The sequence below is a fragment of the Sphingobium sp. AP50 genome (assembly GCF_900109095.1).
Lineage (GTDB): Bacteria > Pseudomonadota > Alphaproteobacteria > Sphingomonadales > Sphingomonadaceae > Sphingobium.
The window spans coordinates 102,089-119,115 of record NZ_FNYZ01000013.1 but is presented as its reverse complement, the minus strand read 5'-3'; the positions used below and the strand labels follow the sequence as shown (position 1 = coordinate 119,115).

The window sequence follows — 17,027 nt, the reverse complement described above, 5'->3', positions numbered from 1 at the left end:
CTCACCGGACGCAAGGAAAACGGCCATGACCTATCAGGACAGTATCGCAAAGGCCCAGAGCCTCATCGGCAGCCACCCCGGCACCTGGGATGGCATCAACGCCGAATCCGTCGCCCGCATGAAGCTCCAGAACCGCTTCAACACCGGCCTCGACATCGCCAAATACACGGCCGGCATCATGCGCCGCGACATGGCCGCTTATGATCTGGACCCAGCCAATTACACCCAGTCGCTGGGCTGCTGGCACGGCTTCATCGGCCAGCAGAAGCTGATCGCGATCAAGAAGCATTTCGGCACCACGAAGCAGAAATATCTGTACCTGTCCGGCTGGATGGTCGCCGCGCTGCGCAGCGATTTCGGCCCGCTGCCCGACCAGTCGATGCACGAAAAGACCAGCGTCGCCGCGCTGATCGAGGAACTCTACACCTTCCTGAAGCAGGCCGACGCCCGCGAACTGGGGATGATGTTCCGCGATCTCGACAAGGCGCGCGAAACCGGCAACGAAGTCGAGGCCCAGCGCCTGACTCACGCGATCGACAATTATGAAACCCATGTCGTCCCGATCATCGCGGATATCGACGCGGGCTTCGGCAATGCGGAAGCGACCTATCTGCTGGCCAAGAAGATGATCGAGGCGGGCGCCTGCGCGCTCCAGATCGAAAATCAGGTTTCGGACGAAAAGCAGTGCGGCCATCAGGACGGCAAGGTCACGGTGCCGCATGAGGACTTTCTCGCGAAGGTCCGCGCCTGCCGCTACGCCTTTCTGGAACTGGGCGTCGATGATGGCATCATCGTCACGCGGACGGATTCGCTGGGCGCGGGCCTGACCAAGCAGATCGCCTATAGCAAGGAACCGGGCGACATTGGCGACCAGTATAACAGCTTCCTCGACTGCGAAGAGATTAGCGACATTACGCAGGCCAATGGCGACGTCATCATCAATCGCGGCGGCAAGCTGCTGAAGCCCAAGCGGTTGCCCAGCAACCTGTTCCAGTTCCGCGAAGGCACGGGCGCGGACCGCTGCGTCCTCGATTGCATCACCTCGCTCCAGAATGGCGCGGACCTGCTGTGGATCGAGACGGAAAAGCCACATATCGAGCAGATCGCGTCGATGGTCGACCGCATTCGCGAAGTCATCCCCAACGCCAAGCTGGTCTATAATAATTCGCCCAGCTTCAACTGGACGCTGAACTTCCGCCAGCAGGTGTATGACGCCTGGGTCGAAGCCGGCAAGGATGTCAGCGCCTATGACCGGGCGAAGCTGATGAGCGCGGATTATGACGCGACCGATCTTGGCCTGGAGGCTGACGAGAAGATCCGCACCTTCCAGAAGGATGCGGCGGCGCGGGCCGGCATCTTCCATCACCTGATCACCCTGCCGACCTATCATACGGCGGCGCTCAGCACCGATAACCTCGCCAAGGACTATTTCGGCGCGGCGGGCATGCTGGGCTATGTCGAGGGCGTGCAGCGCAAGGAAATCCGTCAGGGCATCGCATGCGTGAAGCACCAGAATATGAGCGGAAGCGACATTGGCGACGATCACAAGGATTATTTCGCCGGTGAAGCCGCGCTCAAGGCCGGCGGCGCGCACAATACGATGAACCAGTTTGCGGCTTAACCCGGCCCAAAGACCAATAGCCTCCTCCTCGCCTTTGCGGGGATGAAGGAACCAACTTTGCGGCGTGCAGGCCGCAAGCGCTCCATCTCCCCGGCGATCCCCCGATACCGCCGGGTAGGTGGATGCATCAGGAATTTCGCGGACCGCGTCGCGAAACAGAACCAACCCGCGGGGACCTCGACATCTTTAGAGGATTTGGCCCTTCGCGGATTTGGGTGGAAGGAACTGGACGACCCGGCGGGCGCACCGCCGGGTCGTTTTTTCATTGAACGCTGAGCCATCATTGCGAGCGTAGCGAAGCAATCCATGTAGCGCTGAAGTGGATTGCTTCGCTCCGCTCGCAATGACGACGGAGGCTTCAGGCAATCCCCGCGCGCTGGCGCACCGTCTGCTTCAATATGTCGAGCGGCATTGCACCCAGCGTCAGCACATCATGGAACTGCTTGAGGTCGAACTTATCGCCCTGCTTCGCCTTCACCTCGTCGCGCAGCTGGGTCCAGACGGTGTGACCGATCTTGTAGCTGCATGCCTGACCCGGCCAGACGGTGTAGCGGTCGATCTCACCCTGGCTGCGACCGCGCGCGATACCGGTGGTGCCGATCAGATAATCGGTCGCCTTCTCCCGGCTCCACCGTTTGGCGTGCATGCCGCTGTCCACCACCAGACGGGTGGCGCGGAACAGCAAGGATTGCAGATAGCCGACCTGCCCCAGCGGATCGCCTTCATACATGCCCATTTCGTCGGCCAGCTGCTCCGAATAGAGCGCCCAGCCCTCCGAATAGCCGCTGTAGAAGCCGCGGCGGCGGATCATCGGGATCGAATCCGATTCCAGCGCGACCGACACCTGAAGATGATGCCCCGGCACCGCCTCATGATAGCTGAGCGTCGCCAGCCCGAATTTCGGCCGGTCGAACGTGTCGCGCAGATTGATGAAGTAGATGGCCGGGCGCGATCCGTCGAGCGAGGCATTCTGATAATAGCCGCCCGGCGCGCCCGCCTGGATCGTCACCGGCACGCGGCGGACCTCCACCGGGGCCTTGGGCACGGTGTTGAAGCTCTCGCCCAGTCGCTTCTGCATGGCGATGATTTGGCTGTTGAGCTGCGCCAGCAGCGCCTCGCGACCCGGATCGGTATTGGGGTAAAGCTGGTCGGGGCGCTTGTTGAGTTCGACCAGACGGTCGCCCACGCTGCCCTGACTCATGCCCTCGCCCTTCAGGATCGCGTCGATCCGCGACGAGATGCTGGCGACCTGATCCAGACCCATCTGGTGGATTTCATCGCCGGTCAGCCGGGTCGTGGTCGCAGCTTCGGCGGCGGCGGCATAGAAGGCCTCGCCATCGGGCAGGCGCCAGCAGCCGGCATCATGGCTGGCCTTCGCGCGCAACTGCGCCACCAGTTCACGCTGGCGATCGACGGCGGGGAAGATCTTCTCGGCGACGATCTTCTCGGCCTGCGCGGCGCGTTCGGGCGGCAGGCCGGCGGCGGCCAGCTTCTTCACGAAGGACGCAACCAGCACGGTCTGCGCGGCGGGCTGGTCGCGCAGCGCCGCCTGCATCTTCATGGTGGTGTCGAGAATATAGTCGGGCGCGAACACGCCCTTGGCCGCATCCGCCTTCTGCCGGGCCAGTTCGCCGTCCATGGCGGCGGGGAAGGCTTCAAGGCGGGAGAGATAGGCGTCGGCGTCCGCCGCATCCTTCACGCGATGCTGCGAATCGAGGAAGTCTGGCACTTCGCGATAGCTGCCGGTCAGCTGGCTGAGGATATAGGGCGCATAGCGGCCCGCCGTCTCGCCATAGCCGAAGCGCTCGCCACCCACGGCGCGGTCCAACTGATAGGCGACGACATCATAGTCGAGCTGGCTGGCAGGGCTGAGTTTGGCGCGGTCGACGCTGGCGAGTTGCTTCACCTGCACCTTGGTCCGGGCCAGATCGCGCGCAGCCCCGGCCGCGCTGGTGTCGGACAGCTTGCCGCGCAACGCCGCCCGCGCGCCGGTGTCGAGGCCAAGGCGGGTCGCGCTTTCCGGGGATTCAGCGAGGCGGCCATAGAAGAAATCGTCCAGCATCGCGCGGAAGCGCGCATCGGCGGCGCCTGTTTGCGCAAAGGCGTTGGGGGTAGCGGCGACAAGCGCGGTGGCGCCGCTGGTGGCAAGAAATTGGCGTCGGTTCACGACTGGGGGCTCCATTATGGGATTGAGAGGCGGCAAGGGGGTGCCGCCCGCGACGCGCTCTTTTGACGGCTGTTCAACAGCTTGGCTAGCCCAGCCGCACCGACCGTCCTGTGTGGATGGCTCCCGCGTTGCAAGGGGCGATTTGATGATTTGGCGCATTGGTCGGGTGCAGTCTTGTGTCCGGCCTTTGATGCGGTCGTTCAGTTAACCGCTGGCCCTGATGGTATCCGCGAACCAGGTCCCACTCTGCTTTGCGGGCTGTGATGCCCACGACGTTCGACGGGGTGTCCCGGCTCCCGGTCTGACCGGTTCGCCATCACTTCTCATCGTCCTCACAACCTGGTGAAGCTTGTCTCCTTGGTTGTCGTTATGCGGCAGCGACCAGTGGTGCGCGGTAGGTGCCGCCATGCGTCATGATCGCCCAGGCGACCCGCGCCGTCCGGTTTGCGGCCGCCACGGTAACCACCCGTGCTGGCTTTCGGTGAAGCATCGCGGGCAGACGTGGATCGACAGAGGCCGGCGCTGATCGTGCGCGCCGGATCAGCGAGGTCATACCAACCACCAGCAATCGACGCAGGTAGCGATCGCCCATGCGCGAGATCCGCCCCATCCGCTCCTTGCCACCGCTACAATTCTGAAGCGGTGTCAAACCTAGTGAGGCAGCGAACTGGCGCCCGGAACGGAAACGCTCCGGTTCTGTCACCGAGGCGGCCAGTGCGGTCGCCGAAATCACGCCAACGCCGGGAATGGTCGCCAAGCGCTGCGACAGCTCGCTCGATCGATGCCACGCGAGAAGCTCTTTCTCCAGCTTGACGAGTTGCACCTGCAAAGCACCTATCTGATCGGCAAGCGATGTCACGACGCGCTGCGCGACCGATGGCACTTCCGCTGCTTCACCGGCTGATAACCGGGTCGCTAGCTCCAGCGCATGCCGTAGGCCACGCGCCATCTCGATACCGAACTCCGCCAGCAACCCCCGGATCATGTTCACTAGCTGAGTGCGCTGCTTGACCAGCAGATCGCGCGTTCGATGCAACGCCAACGCTGCCTGCTGATCGGTCGATTTCACCGGCACAAAGCGCATGTTTGGACGCGTCACCGCCTCGCAGATCGCTGCGGCATCGTTCGCGTCGGTCTTACCGCGCTTTACGTACGGTTTGACGTAGGCCGGCGGCATCAACCGCACCTCGTGGCCGAGTTTTGTCAGTTCACGTGCCCAATGATGTGAGGTGCCACACGCCTCCATCCCGATGAGACACGGCGGCAGCTTGGCAAAAAACGGCAGCACCTGCGCGCGTCGCAACGCTTTGCCTATGAGGGTCTTGCCGGCTTCATCAACCGCGTGAATCTGAAAAATGCTCTTGGCCAGATCAATGCCTACAGTGGTAATCTCCATGGTGGGTGGCTCCTCTCAAGCGTGGTCGTCTCGACAACTTCCACCATCTTGGCACTCAGATGCCGTGAGCGGGAGCCATCCACTCCATCTGCTTTGATAAGCCCAGCTTGTCAGTTATGTGGATCGTTGCGACTGTCCCGCCGTTTCCTCCTGCGATACGACGCGCGCGCCTTACAGAAAGGGGAAAGCCGATGTCCTACACGCTCATCACCGCCAACCGCAATTACAGCAGCTGGTCGCTGCGCCCATGGGTGCTGATGAAGGCGCTGGCCATTCCCTTCGAGGACCGGATCGAACCGTTCGCGTCGGCCACCAACTATGCCGCCTTTCGCAGCTTTTCCCCGACCGGACAGGTGCCTGCTTTGGTCGACGGGGATCGCACCGTCTGGGATTCGCTGGGCATCACCCTCTATCTGGCCGATCGCCATCCCGGCGTCTGGCCGGCGGATGAGGCTGCGCGCGCCTTTGCCCAGTGCGCGGTGGCGGAAATGCACAGCGGTTTCAGCACGCTGCGCAATGATTGCACCATGAATGTCGGCGTGCGGGTGGAGCCGCATATCCACTCCCCCGCGCTCAACCGGGACATCGCCCGCCTGCGCGAACTGTGGGAACAGGGGCTGGACCGCTTTGGCGGGCCGTTTCTGGCGGGCCGGGTCTTTACCGCGATCGACGCCTTCTATGCGCCCGTCGCCTTTCGCGTGCGCACCTATGGCCTCGATGTCGGTCCGCAGGCACAGGTCTGGGTCGATCATATGCTGGCCCACCCCGCCATGCAGCAGTGGGAAGCCGAAGCACTGGCCGAAACATGGCGAGAAGAGAGCCATGAGGCGGAGATCGGCGCGGCTGGGCGCATCATCGAGGACTATCGGGCAGTGTAACATTCTTGCCTGCCTGATAGGAAAAACAGGTTAAATCGGTCGTTCACCCCCTTTCCCGATCTGCCCGACGGGTCTAGGGGGAGGACATTATGGTCAAGCCACGCACCCTGTATGAAAAGATCTGGGACGCACACGTTGTCGAACGGCGTCCTGACGGCACCTGCCTCATCTATATCGACCGCCATCTTGTCCATGAAGTGACGAGCCCGCAGGCGTTCGAGGGGCTACGCATTGCCGGCCGCAAGGTGCGCCGGCCCGATCTGACCCTTGCGGTGCCCGATCACAACCTGCCAACCACACCGCGCCGCGACGCGGATGGCCATCGCATTCCCATCGCCGACCCGGAAAGCGCGCAGCAGCTTGCCGCGCTGGAACGCAATGCGCCCGAATTCGGTGTGCGCCTGATCGGCGACGCGGACCGGGAACAGGGCATCGTCCATGTCGTGGGGCCAGAACAGGGCTTCACCCTGCCCGGCACGACTCTGGTCTGCGGCGACAGCCACACCAGTTCGCACGGGGCGCTGGGCGCGCTGGCCTTCGGCATCGGCACGTCCGAAGTCGAGCATGTGCTGGCCACCCAGACTTTGCTGCTCAAGCAGTCCAAGACCATGGCTGTCGTGGTCGATGGCGAACTGGCGCCCGGCGTCACGCCCAAGGATGTGGCGCTGGCGATCTGCGGCCATATCGGCACGGCGGGCGGCACCGGCTATGTCATGGAATATCGCGGTTCCGTGTTCCGCGACATGTCGATCGAGGGTCGCCTGACCGTCGCCAATATGTCGATCGAGGCGGGCGCGCGCTCGGGCCTGTTCGCCCCCGATGAAAAGACCTTCGCCTACATAAAGGGTCGCCCGATGGCGCCCAAGGGCGCGGATTTCGACGCCGCCGTCGGCTGGTGGAAGACGCTCGCCACCGATGAAGGCGCCGTCTTCGACAAGACCGTGGTGATCGATGCGGCCGATATCGTTCCCACCGTCACCTGGGGCACCAGCCCGGAAGACGTGGTGGCCGTGACCGGCGTGGTCCCCGATCCGCAGAGCTTCGCCGATCCGTCCAAGCAGGCGGCCGCGCAAAAGTCGCTCGACTATATGGGCCTGACCGCCGGACAGAAGATGGCCGACGTGGCGATCGAACATATCTTCATCGGCAGCTGCACCAACAGCCGGATCGAGGATCTGCGCGCCGCCGCCGCCCTGCTGAAGGGGCGCCATATCGCGTCGGGCATCAAGCATGCCATGGTCGTGCCGGGCTCCGGCCTCGTCAAGGAAATGGCCGAATCCGAAGGGCTGGATCGCATCTTCCTGGACGCCGGTTTCGAATGGCGCGAGCCGGGCTGTTCGGCATGCCTGGGCATGAACCCGGACAAGGTGCCTGCGGGCGAGCGCTGCGCATCGACCAGCAACCGCAATTTCATGGGCCGTCAGGGGCCGGGATCGCGCACCCATCTGGTGTCGCCCGAAATGGCGGCGGCGGCGGCCATCACTGGTCGGCTCACCGACGTTCGGGAACTGCTGAATAACAAAGAGGGTCTGGTCGCATGAAGAAGATTTTCTGGCTGCTGACGCTGGGCGCACTGGCCAGCGCGGCGATGGCGGCAACGCTGGGTCGCGCCGAAGACACGCCTGCGCCGCAGGTGAAGAAGGCGAATTGATGGAAAAGCTGACCACCGTTGAAGGCGGCGCCTATCCGTTCGGGATGAAGAATGTCGATACCGACATCGTCATCCCGGCGCATTGGCTCAAGACCATTTCGCGTAACGGCCTTGGCCGCGGCGCATTTGAGGTGCTGCGCAAGGAACCGGGCAATGTCTTTGACGACCCCGCCTATGCCGGCAGCCCGATCCTGATCGCAGGCGACAATTTCGGCTGCGGGTCGAGCCGCGAGCATGCCGCATGGGCGCTGGGCGACCTGGGCATCAAGGTGGTGATCGCACCCAGCTTTTCCGACATCTTTTCCGGCAACGCCTTCAAGAACGGCATTTTGACCGTGGTGCTGCCGCAGGACGCGGTCGACCGGCTGCTGGAAGTGGCGAAGACCGATCCGATCCATGTCGATCTGGAAGCGCAGACCGTCACCACGCAATTTCAGGATCGCTTCGGCTTCGAAATCGATCCGTTCCGCAAACATTGCCTGCTGGGCGGGCTGGATGAAATCGGCCTGACGCTGGACGACGTCGATGTGATCGACAGCTATGAGGCGAAAGTCGCGCAGGATCGCCCGTGGATCGTCCCCGCCGCCGTTGCGTAATTCCCCGCTTCTGCCTATCTCTTGGTCCAGAACCGATTTGCAACAGGGCTTTTGACGCATGACCACCTTCGACGATCGCGAAAAGGCGTTCGAAAACATGTTCGCCCATGATCAGGAAATGGAATTCCGCATCCAGGCGCGCCGCAACCGGCTGCTGGGCGAATGGGCCGCTGCGAAGATGGGCCTGACCCCGGAAGAGACCGACGCCTATGCCAAGGCGGTGGTGCAGGCCGATTTCGAGGAAGCGGGCGACGAAGACGTCATCCGCAAGCTGGTGGGCGACATGACCTCGGCCGGCATCGACATCGATGAGCCCGGCGTGCGCGCCGCGCTCGAAGAGCAGGCGGTGATCGCCCGCCGCATGTTCATCGAAGCGCAGTAAGGCAGCCCGAACGATGCCAATGGCTGCTGACGATATTGCGGACATGATCAAGGCCGCTATCCCCGATGCGCAGGTCGAGATTACCGACCTGGCCGGCGATGGCGATCATTATGCGGCGAAGGTCGTGGCGGAGAGCTTTCGCGGCCTCAGCCGCGTCGCGCAGCAGCGGGCGGTCTATGCCGCGCTGGGCGGCCGCATGGGCGGCGTGCTTCACGCCTTGCAACTGACCACCGCCGTTCCCAACTAACGGCCCAGAGATTCGCGTCCGGCCATGCGGGGCGCCAGACAGGAATGGAAATTTTCACATGACCGACGCCGTGCAGCAGCGGATCGCCGAGATCGTCAAGGGCAGCGACGTGCTGCTTTTCATGAAGGGCACCCCGCTTTTCCCCCAGTGCGGCTTTTCCAGCCGCGCCATCGCGATCCTGGAGCATCTGGGCGTGACCTATGAAACGGTCGACGTGCTGCAGGATCAGGCGATCCGTCAGGGTATCAAGGCCTTTTCCGACTGGCCGACCATCCCCCAGCTCTATGTGAAGGGTGAGTTTGTCGGCGGCAGCGACATCATGATGGAAATGTATGAAGCGGGCGAATTGAGCCAGCTGATGGCCGATCAGGGCATCGCCGCCGCGAACTGATCCGCTTCGGGTTGAGAATATAGAGGGCGGTCCGGGATTCCGGGCCGCCTTTTTTTGTGGGTAGAAAAACCAACATGCCCCTCCCGCAGGCGGGAGGGGCAGCGAGACTTGGTTCGGCGCAGCCGGACCTAGTCGCAGCGGGGTGGGCATTTGCAACATTGCGTTAGCCCACCCCTTGATGGGAGTCACGTGCCTCCCATCAACCCCTCCCGCGTGCGGGAGGGGGAATAATATCCGCCCCTCAGCGCGCCGCCACCAGCAGCTTGTCGATCTTGCGGCCGTCCATGTCGACGATCTCGAAACGCCAGCCCTGATCCTCGGCATAGTCGCCCACTTCCGGCAGGCGCTTGAGCAGCCACAAGGCATGGCCAGCGACGGTGGCATAGTCGCGGTCTTCGGACAGGTTGATGTCGATCCGCTCGGCCAGCTGGTCGATCGGCATCTGGCCCGACACCAGCAGGCTGCCATCCTCGCGCTCCACCATGTCCGGTTCGTCATAGGCGTCGCGGTCCGACGCGAAATGGCCGGCGATGGCGGACAGCAGGTCGGCCGGGGTCACGATCCCTTCGAAATGACCATATTCGTCATGGACCATCACCATCGGCACGTCGGACCGGCGCAGCACTTCCAGCGCGTCCATCGCATCGACCTGATCGGGGACCACTTCCGCCCGGCGCATCAGCGCCTCCAGGTTGAGCGCCTCGCCCCGGAACAGCGCGGTCATGATGTCGCGCGCCTGCACGATGCCGATGATGTCCTCGACCGATCCGCGCCCCACCGGCAGGCGGGTGTGCGGCGTATCGAGCAGGCGGGCGCGAATCGTCGCCTCGTCCGCGCCGATATCGATCCAGTCGACATCCATGCGCTGGGTCATCACCTCGCGCACCGGCCGGTCGGCCAGCCGCACCACGCCTGAAATGATCGCGCGTTCGCTTTCCTCGATCACGCCGGACTTGCTCGCCTCCGCGACGATCAGGTGCAGTTCCTCGGCCGTGACATGGCTTTCCGATTCGCGGGCCAGCCCCAGCAGCTTGAAGATCAGGCTGCTCGATGCGTCCAGCACCCAGACGACCGGGGCGGTGATTTTCGACAGCCACAGCATCGGCGTCGCCACCAGCAGCGCGATCGGCTCCGGCTTGCGCAGCGCGAACTGCTTGGGCACCAGTTCGCCCACGATCAGCGAGGCATAGGTGGTCAGGCCAATGACCAGCGCAAAACCGGCATTTTCCGCCATATTGGGCGACAGTCCCAGCATTTCCAGCCGCTCGCCGGTCGGTCCGCCCAGGCTGGCGCCCGAATAGGCGCCCGATATGATGCCGATCAGCGTGATGCCGATCTGGACGGTCGACAGGAACTTGCCCGGATCGGCCGCCAGTTCCAGCGCGGTGCGGGCGCCGCTGCGCCCCGCTTTTTCCAGCGCCTGAAGCCGGGGCCGGCGCGCGGACACGATCGCCAGTTCGGACATCGCGAATACGCCATTCACGGCGACGAGCGCCAGAATGATGATGAGGTCGACCCAGGGAAAGGGCGTCGGATTATGGGGGAGGTTCGTGGCCATGGTGGTCAGTTCCCACCTATAACCCCGAATCTTTCAATTTCACAACATCGCCATCATCATGAGTTCAGTTCGGTTGTGGAACAAACGCTTCAACTCGGCCATTGAGGGGGCATCCGCCCCGGCGGACGAGAAGACAAGGGAACAGGACAATGAGGATTTCTACCCGCATCATGGGCGCAGCCGGTCTGGCCGCGATGCTTGCGACGACCGCCTGCACCACCGACCCGCAGACGGGTCAGCGCAGCATTTCCAAGGCCGCGATCGGCGGCATCGGCGGCGCGCTGGGCGGCTATCTGCTGGGCGATCTGGTCGGCGGGCGGCGTGACCGCACCGAAAAGATATTGGGCGCGGGCATCGGCGCAGTCGCGGGCGCGGGCATCGGCGCCTATATGGACGCACAGGAACGCAAGCTGCGCGAACAGACCGCCGGCACCGGCGTGGACGTGATTCGCGATGGCGACAATCTGCTGCTGCGCATGCCGTCGGGCATCACCTTCGCCTATAACAAGGCGGACGTGCAGCCCCAGTTCCAGCCGACCCTGAACGAAGTCGCATCGGTTCTGGCGCAATATCCCAAAACCTATATCGACGTTCTGGGCCACACCGACAGTGACGGGTCCGACGCCTATAACCAGACTTTGTCCGAGCGCCGCGCCCAGTCGGTCGCCGATTATCTGGTGAGCAAGGGCGTGCAGTCGGCCCGACTCGCCACGCGCGGCTATGGCGAAAGCCAGCCGATCGCATCGAACGCGACCGAAGAAGGCAAGGCCGCCAACCGCCGCGTCGAAATCAAGATCGCGCCGGTGACGGAAGGCGATGTGCGCGGGTAAGTGAAAGGGTTGGGCCTGTCCGGAGCGATATTCCGGACGGGCTCTGCCTTTTACACCTATATCATCCGTTCGTCCTGAGTAGCCATTGAGCGAAGTCGAAATGGCGTATCGAAGGATCAGCGCTGCGCTGGATGCTTCGATACGGGTCTTCGACTTCACCTTTGGTGAAGTTTATCCTGAGCGTCTGCTGCAAGCAGGCAGTCGAAGGGCTCAGACCCTACTCAGCACGAACGGACTAGAGCTAATTTCAGGCAGCCCTAACGCGACAGCGACAGCAGCAAAGACGCCAGTTCCGACTGGCGATGCGTGCCGGTCTTCGACAGAATCGATTTCAGTTGCGTTCGCACCGTATCGGGCGACACACCGCGCGCCCGCGCTATCATGTCCACGTCCAGCCCCTGGGCGATCGACAAGGCGATGCCCGCCTCCGCCGGGGTCAGCCCATAGGCGTCGCCAAAGGCCGCGCCGAAACTGTCCGGCACCGGCTGCACCACCATCGTCAGCAGGACGGCGGCAGAAGCGAAAGGCCCGGTATCGCGGGCGGGTACCGGGCTCAACTCCGCGATGATCGGCGCGCCCCGGTCCTGATCGGCGCGCAGGGCCGCGAAGCGCCGGCTGCGATGGAGCGCCCCGCGCGCCGTGACATCCACAAAGGCAGCCTCCAGACGATCGGCGCTCTTGCCATCCAGCGCATGCAGCCGCCCGTTGCGGACGGACAGATAGCGCCCCTCCCGCAACAGCCGATCGGCATCTTCGGACAAAGCGACGATATTCCGGCTCAGCCCCAGGGCGATACAGGCCTTCCCCACCCCTTGCAGCGCCGCCGTCATGGCTTCGGTTTCCATCCGGCCAAAGCGCAGCGCCAGTTCGACGGCGCCGGAAATCGCAGGAACCACCGCTTCCATCAATCGCCTTTCCTGATGACTGGCCGTCCCGACCGAATCCGGTCGCAACGCGGTAAAGCCCAAAGCCCCCGCCATCGGGGTCGTAGCCTGCAACCGGACGGTCAGGGCGTTGGACGTGCCGGTGGGATGGAAGAAGTCCCGATAGACGCTCATCCGGGATTTCGTCGCCACGTCCAGAAAATCATGGTCATCCACGCATTGCCCCGTCCGCCCGTGAAGCAATGTGCCGAGCCGGGGATTGACCGACGCCAGATGGGCGTTGTGGCCGATGAAACCGGCGATATCGGCAGCGGAAACGCGCGACATGAGCGAGAAACTGATGCTGGCGTCCGGCGCGACCATCGCGATCTGGCCGGTCCGGGCCTGAAGCGGCAGGGCCAGACTGTCGACCGCGCATTCCCAGGACTCCTGCCCATAGGCCGCGCGCCAGAACATCTCGGCAATGCCCAGTTCGTCGTCCAAATAATGCGCCCCCTTCCCCGGATGCTATCCGAAAGACAGGGGCTTTCAATCCGATTCGGTGGGGGTGCGTGGAACGGGGACGACGGCGCCAGCGTAGATGTAAACCGTTCGTGCTGAGTAGGGGCTGAGCGAAGTCGAAGACCCGTATCGAAGCATCCAGCGCAGCGCTGATCCTTCGATACGCCATTTCGACTTCGCTCAATGCCTGTCCTGAGCGCCTGCCTTGGCAGGCAGTCGAAGGGGCTACTCAGGACGAACGGGGTGATCCAGATCGAGGGCGACGCCCCTAGAAACTCGCCTTGATCCCGTCGATCACGAACTGCGCGGCCAGCGCGGCGAGCAGCACGCCCAGCAGGCGGGTGATGACCGCCTCTATCTTTCGGCCCAGCAGCGCCATCAGCGGCCCGGCCGCCAGCAACGATCCCAGCATCAGCGCCAGCGTCAGCACCACCGCGCCCAGCACCACGGCGCGCTCCGCCATGCCATTGGCGCGCGACATCAGCAGCATGACCGTGGCGATCGATCCCGGCCCGGCGATCATCGGCATCGCCATGGGGAAGACCGACACATCCTCGACATGCGGTTCTTCGGTGCTGATCTTGTTGGCCCGGTCCTCACGGCGCTGGGTGCGCTTTTCGAACACCATGTCCATCGCGATCATGAACAGCATGATGCCGCCCGCGATACGGAAACTGTCGAGCGCGATGCCCAGCACGCCCAGCAACTGCTTGCCCCACAGGGCGAAGACCAGCAGGATCGCCGCCGCGATGCCGACCGCGCGGATCGCCATCGCCCGGCGCTGCGCCTGGCTCGCCCCGGACGTCAGACTGGCATAGATGGGCGCGCAGCCCGGCGGGTCGATCACCACGAACAGGGTGATGAAGGCGGAAAGGAACAGGGCTGTCATGATCCGGCCTTCACCTCATCATCGATCACGGTTTCATAGGTGGTGCCGGTCCACATGTTCACGGTGACGCGGCGGCTATTGTCGGGGGCGACATTGGCGCTCCAGACCAGACTTTCGTCGGGCGGCGGCAGAGCGCCCTTTACCGGCGGACCTTCGGGACGTGGGCCGCCCTTGCAGGTGGCGACCTTGCCGGTCAGGAATTCAGGGGCTTCCCGCGCGGTGGCGAGCGTGTCGCCATGGTCGAGAATCCAGTGCCAGCGCCCCTTCTTGTCGCGGCGCCACAGGGTGGTGAAATAGCCGACCGATCCGTCCGGCCGCTTCCAGTTGCCGGTGCTGGCGGCCAGATTGCCGTCGCAGGACACATAGACGATCGAGGGCGACCATGTCACCGACGCAGGCGGATCGGCCTGTTTGCGCAACCAGTCCTGTGCCAGCACCTTCTGCGGCACGAACATCACCGCATCATCGGCGGCGGTTTCGCGGAAGGCGGTCCATTGCCCCTTTTGCTGCGCCAGCCGGTTGAAGGCGATTTCTGCCGCGATCACGCTGCTGGGATCGGGCTGGAACCGCAGCGGCGGCTTCGCGGCGACAAGCGCCACCGCCGCCAATGTCAGCAGGGCCAGCCGCGCCTTCACAGTCCTTCGGGCTTTGCAAAGCCCGCGCGGGCATGGGCAGCAACCAGCGTATTGCGCAGCAGCACCGCGATCGTCATCGGCCCGACGCCGCCGGGGACCGGGGTGATGGCGCGGACATGGGCTAGCGCCTCGGCCGTGGCCACGTCGCCGACGATACGGCTCTTGCCCTCATCCTCCACATCGGCGACGCGGTTGATGCCGACGTCGATCACGGTCGCGCCCGGCTTGATCCATTCGCCCTTGACCATTTCGGCGCGGCCCACGGCGGCGACGACAATGTCGGCACGGTGGACGACGCTCGCCAGATCATGGGTGCGGCTGTGCGCGATCGTGACGGTCGCGTTTTCGGCCAGCAGCAGTTGCGCCATCGGCTTGCCGACGATGTTGGAGCGGCCGACGACGACCGCCTCCATGCCCGACAGGTCGCCCAGTTCATCCTTCAGCAGCATGATGCAGCCCATCGGCGTGCAGGGCACCAGCGCCTCCTGCCCCGTGGCAAGGCGGCCGGCATTGACGACATGGAAGCCGTCCACATCCTTGGACGGATCGATCGCGGCGATCACGGCGGCTTCGTCAATATGTTTGGGCAGCGGCAACTGCACCAGGATGCCGTCAACCCGCTCGTCATGGTTCAGCTCATCGATCAGGTCGAGCAGATCATCCTCGCCGATGCTGTCGGGCCGCTTGAATTCGAAGCTCTCCATGCCGACCGCGACGGTCATCTTGCCCTTGGAGCGGACATAGACGCTGCTGGCCGGGTCTTCGCCCACCAGCACCACGGCCAGACCCGGCTTGCGCCCCGCCCGTTCCACGAAGCCGGTGACTCCCATCGCAATCTTGTCGCGCAGCCCTGCCGCGAACGCCTTGCCGTCGATGAGCTTGCCGATGGTCATGTCACTTCTACCCAATTTTCGAGGAGGGCGGTCAGGCGCGCCAGAGCGCCGCCACCGCCGATGATCCGCAGCCGCTTTAGCCGGTTGGTGTCACCCGATTCCAGCAAAATCGCGCCTTTGGGCCAATCCAGCCGTTTCGACAGTAGCGCGATCAGCGCATCATTGGCCCGCCCCTTTTCCGGCACGGCGCGGACGCGGGCGGACAGCCAGTGCGCGCCATGCGCATCGGTCCAGCCGCCGCCTATGTCTTCCTTCGCCGATCCGGGCGTCAGCCGGACGCTCAGCAACAGGTCGTCACACGCCTGCGTCCAGACGCTCACATCAGGAAGAGCGGCGGCAGGATCGCGCGGCGGATGATGACGATGCCGATCAGCACGACCATGGGCGACAGGTCCAGCGCGCCCAGATCCGGCATGATCCGGCGGATCGGCGCATAGATGGGCGCGGTGATCCGGTCGAGCGCGACCCAGATGGCGCGCACGAAATCATTGGACAGGTTGACGATGTTGAAACCGACCAGCCAGCTCATGACACCATGGGCGATAACGATCCACAGCAGCACGGTCAGCAGGATGTCGATGATCTGATAGAGCGCGTAGGCCACGGATGTCTCCAAATATGCTTGAAGGCCGCTCTAGAGCGTTTTCGAAGCAGACGGAATCGTCTGCTGACTCGGAAAACGCGACAAACCAAAAAACTAGAGCAGCCCAGCCGATGTAATCGGGTCGGGATCTGCTCTAGCCGAAGCGCACCCATCGCGACAACTATGGTGCGACGCAAAATCCACCAACGGCCGCGCAAATTCTGCCAAAGCCCTGGGAAGGCGGCTATAGGGCGGCATGGACTTTCGAGATGCATGCCCCGCCGACGCCCCGCTGATCGCCGCCATCCATGTGGCAAGCTGGCGCGTCGCCTATGCCCATATCATGGACCCGGCCTGGCTGGCCGACGGGATAGAGGCGGAACGGCTGGCGACATGGACGCAGCGGCTGGAGTCGCCGGCGCCGGGCCAGCGGGTCATTATTGCAGAGCGGGATGGCGAAGCGGTCGGCTTTACCTGCGTGATAGGCGGGTCCGATCCGGTCTGGGGCACGCTGGTCGACAATCTCCATGCCCTGCCGAGCGCGAAGGGCGGCGGCATCGGCACGGCCCTGCTGGATCAGGCGGCGCGCTGGGCGCTGGCGGGCTGGCCGGACGCGGGCCTGTTCCTGTGGTGCTACAGCGACAATGTCGCGGCGCGGGGCTTTTATGCGGCGCGCGGCGGCGTGGAGGTCGAGGACTGGAACAAGCCCGGCCCCGACGGCCGAACGCTGCCGGAAAAGCGGATTGCGTGGGCCGATCCGGGCGTGCTTACATCCCCTCCCGTAAACGGGAGGGGTAGCGAGACTTAACGAGCGAAGCGAGTTTAGTCGCAGCGGGGTGGGCCAACGCAACCTTGCGCATGCCCACCCCCTTGATGGGAGTCACGTCCCTCCCATCAATCCCTCCCGCAAGCGGTAGGGGGAACA

The 17,027-nt window shown here is 64.0% G+C and carries 18 protein-coding genes; 9 read left to right on the top strand and 9 right to left on the bottom strand.

Going from position 1 to position 17,027, the window contains the following annotated elements:
* Positions 1 to 25 precede the first annotated feature (25 nt).
* Complete coding sequence (locus BMY84_RS19275) at positions 26 to 1,621, top strand: isocitrate lyase (RefSeq protein WP_093085805.1); 1,596 nt, start codon at positions 26 to 28, stop codon at positions 1,619 to 1,621.
* Positions 1,622 to 1,979: 358 nt separating this feature from the next.
* On the opposite strand, the gene BMY84_RS19270 is transcribed toward BMY84_RS19275, so the two are convergent.
* Complete coding sequence (locus BMY84_RS19270; protein WP_093085803.1) at positions 1,980 to 3,788, bottom strand: DUF885 domain-containing protein; 1,809 nt, start codon at positions 3,786 to 3,788, stop codon at positions 1,980 to 1,982.
* A gap of 367 nt (positions 3,789 to 4,155) precedes the next feature.
* Complete coding sequence (locus BMY84_RS19265) at positions 4,156 to 5,184, bottom strand: IS110 family transposase (RefSeq protein WP_093085802.1); 1,029 nt, start codon at positions 5,182 to 5,184, stop codon at positions 4,156 to 4,158.
* Positions 5,185 to 5,375: 191 nt separating this feature from the next.
* On the opposite strand from BMY84_RS19265, the gene BMY84_RS19260 reads away from it, so the two are divergent.
* The 6 genes from BMY84_RS19260 (at position 5,376) to grxD (ending at position 9,329) form a co-directional block, all read left to right on the top strand.
* Positions 5,376 to 6,062 carry a glutathione S-transferase family protein gene (locus BMY84_RS19260; RefSeq protein WP_093085800.1) on the top strand — a complete coding sequence of 229 codons (687 nt, stop codon included), beginning with the start codon at positions 5,376 to 5,378 and terminating at the stop codon, positions 6,060 to 6,062.
* An 89-nt stretch (positions 6,063 to 6,151) separates the two neighbouring features.
* The gene (leuC, locus tag BMY84_RS19255) at positions 6,152 to 7,603 is read left to right on the top strand and encodes a 3-isopropylmalate dehydratase large subunit (RefSeq protein WP_093085799.1); all 1,452 of its coding nucleotides are present in this window, start codon (positions 6,152 to 6,154) and stop codon (positions 7,601 to 7,603) included.
* Between the two features lie 109 nt (positions 7,604 to 7,712).
* Complete coding sequence (leuD, locus tag BMY84_RS19250) at positions 7,713 to 8,309, top strand: 3-isopropylmalate dehydratase small subunit (protein ID WP_093085797.1); 597 nt, start codon at positions 7,713 to 7,715, stop codon at positions 8,307 to 8,309.
* Between the two features lie 58 nt (positions 8,310 to 8,367).
* Positions 8,368 to 8,691: a DUF1476 domain-containing protein gene (locus BMY84_RS19245; protein WP_093020887.1), complete on the top strand. Its 324-nt coding sequence runs from the start codon at positions 8,368 to 8,370 to the stop codon at positions 8,689 to 8,691.
* 13 nt (positions 8,692 to 8,704) lie between these two features.
* Positions 8,705 to 8,938, top strand: a complete 234-nt coding sequence (locus BMY84_RS19240) for a BolA/IbaG family iron-sulfur metabolism protein (RefSeq protein ID WP_093085796.1) — start codon at positions 8,705 to 8,707, stop codon at positions 8,936 to 8,938.
* Between the two features lie 58 nt (positions 8,939 to 8,996).
* Positions 8,997 to 9,329 (top strand): Grx4 family monothiol glutaredoxin, encoded by a 333-nt coding sequence (gene grxD, locus BMY84_RS19235; protein WP_093085795.1) that lies wholly within the window; start codon positions 8,997 to 8,999, stop codon positions 9,327 to 9,329.
* Between the two features lie 241 nt (positions 9,330 to 9,570).
* Here grxD and BMY84_RS19230 read toward each other — a convergent pair whose 3' ends face one another.
* On the bottom strand, positions 9,571 to 10,887 hold the full coding sequence (locus BMY84_RS19230) for a hemolysin family protein (protein ID WP_093085793.1): 1,317 nt from the start codon (positions 10,885 to 10,887) through the stop codon (positions 9,571 to 9,573).
* 149 nt (positions 10,888 to 11,036) lie between these two features.
* Between BMY84_RS19230 and BMY84_RS19225 the strand changes: the two genes are divergently transcribed.
* Positions 11,037 to 11,717, top strand: a complete 681-nt coding sequence (locus BMY84_RS19225) for an OmpA family protein (RefSeq protein ID WP_093020895.1) — start codon at positions 11,037 to 11,039, stop codon at positions 11,715 to 11,717.
* 257 nt (positions 11,718 to 11,974) lie between these two features.
* On the opposite strand, the gene BMY84_RS19220 is transcribed toward BMY84_RS19225, so the two are convergent.
* The 6 genes from BMY84_RS19220 to BMY84_RS19195 all read right to left on the bottom strand — a co-directional run bounded on the left by BMY84_RS19220 (position 11,975) and on the right by BMY84_RS19195 (position 16,123).
* The gene (locus BMY84_RS19220) at positions 11,975 to 13,084 is read right to left on the bottom strand and encodes a helix-turn-helix transcriptional regulator (RefSeq protein WP_093085792.1); all 1,110 of its coding nucleotides are present in this window, start codon (positions 13,082 to 13,084) and stop codon (positions 11,975 to 11,977) included.
* A 286-nt stretch (positions 13,085 to 13,370) separates the two neighbouring features.
* Complete coding sequence (locus BMY84_RS19215; protein WP_093085791.1) at positions 13,371 to 13,991, bottom strand: MarC family protein; 621 nt, start codon at positions 13,989 to 13,991, stop codon at positions 13,371 to 13,373.
* Positions 13,988 to 14,626, bottom strand: coding sequence for a YybH family protein (locus BMY84_RS19210; RefSeq protein WP_093085789.1), 639 nt, complete (start codon positions 14,624 to 14,626; stop codon positions 13,988 to 13,990). Before BMY84_RS19210 ends, BMY84_RS19215 begins: the two co-directional genes overlap by 4 nt.
* Positions 14,623 to 15,519: a bifunctional methylenetetrahydrofolate dehydrogenase/methenyltetrahydrofolate cyclohydrolase FolD gene (gene folD / locus BMY84_RS19205; RefSeq protein ID WP_093085788.1), complete on the bottom strand. Its 897-nt coding sequence runs from the start codon at positions 15,517 to 15,519 to the stop codon at positions 14,623 to 14,625. Before folD ends, BMY84_RS19210 begins: the two co-directional genes overlap by 4 nt.
* Positions 15,516 to 15,839 carry a DUF167 domain-containing protein gene (locus tag BMY84_RS19200; RefSeq protein WP_093085787.1) on the bottom strand — a complete coding sequence of 108 codons (324 nt, stop codon included), beginning with the start codon at positions 15,837 to 15,839 and terminating at the stop codon, positions 15,516 to 15,518. Before BMY84_RS19200 ends, folD begins: the two co-directional genes overlap by 4 nt.
* Complete coding sequence (locus tag BMY84_RS19195; RefSeq protein WP_093020905.1) at positions 15,836 to 16,123, bottom strand: YggT family protein; 288 nt, start codon at positions 16,121 to 16,123, stop codon at positions 15,836 to 15,838. Before BMY84_RS19195 ends, BMY84_RS19200 begins: the two co-directional genes overlap by 4 nt.
* A gap of 235 nt (positions 16,124 to 16,358) precedes the next feature.
* Between BMY84_RS19195 and BMY84_RS19190 the strand changes: the two genes are divergently transcribed.
* On the top strand, positions 16,359 to 16,910 hold the full coding sequence (locus BMY84_RS19190) for a GNAT family N-acetyltransferase (RefSeq protein ID WP_093085785.1): 552 nt from the start codon (positions 16,359 to 16,361) through the stop codon (positions 16,908 to 16,910).
* The last annotated feature ends 117 nt before the right edge of the window (positions 16,911 to 17,027 follow it).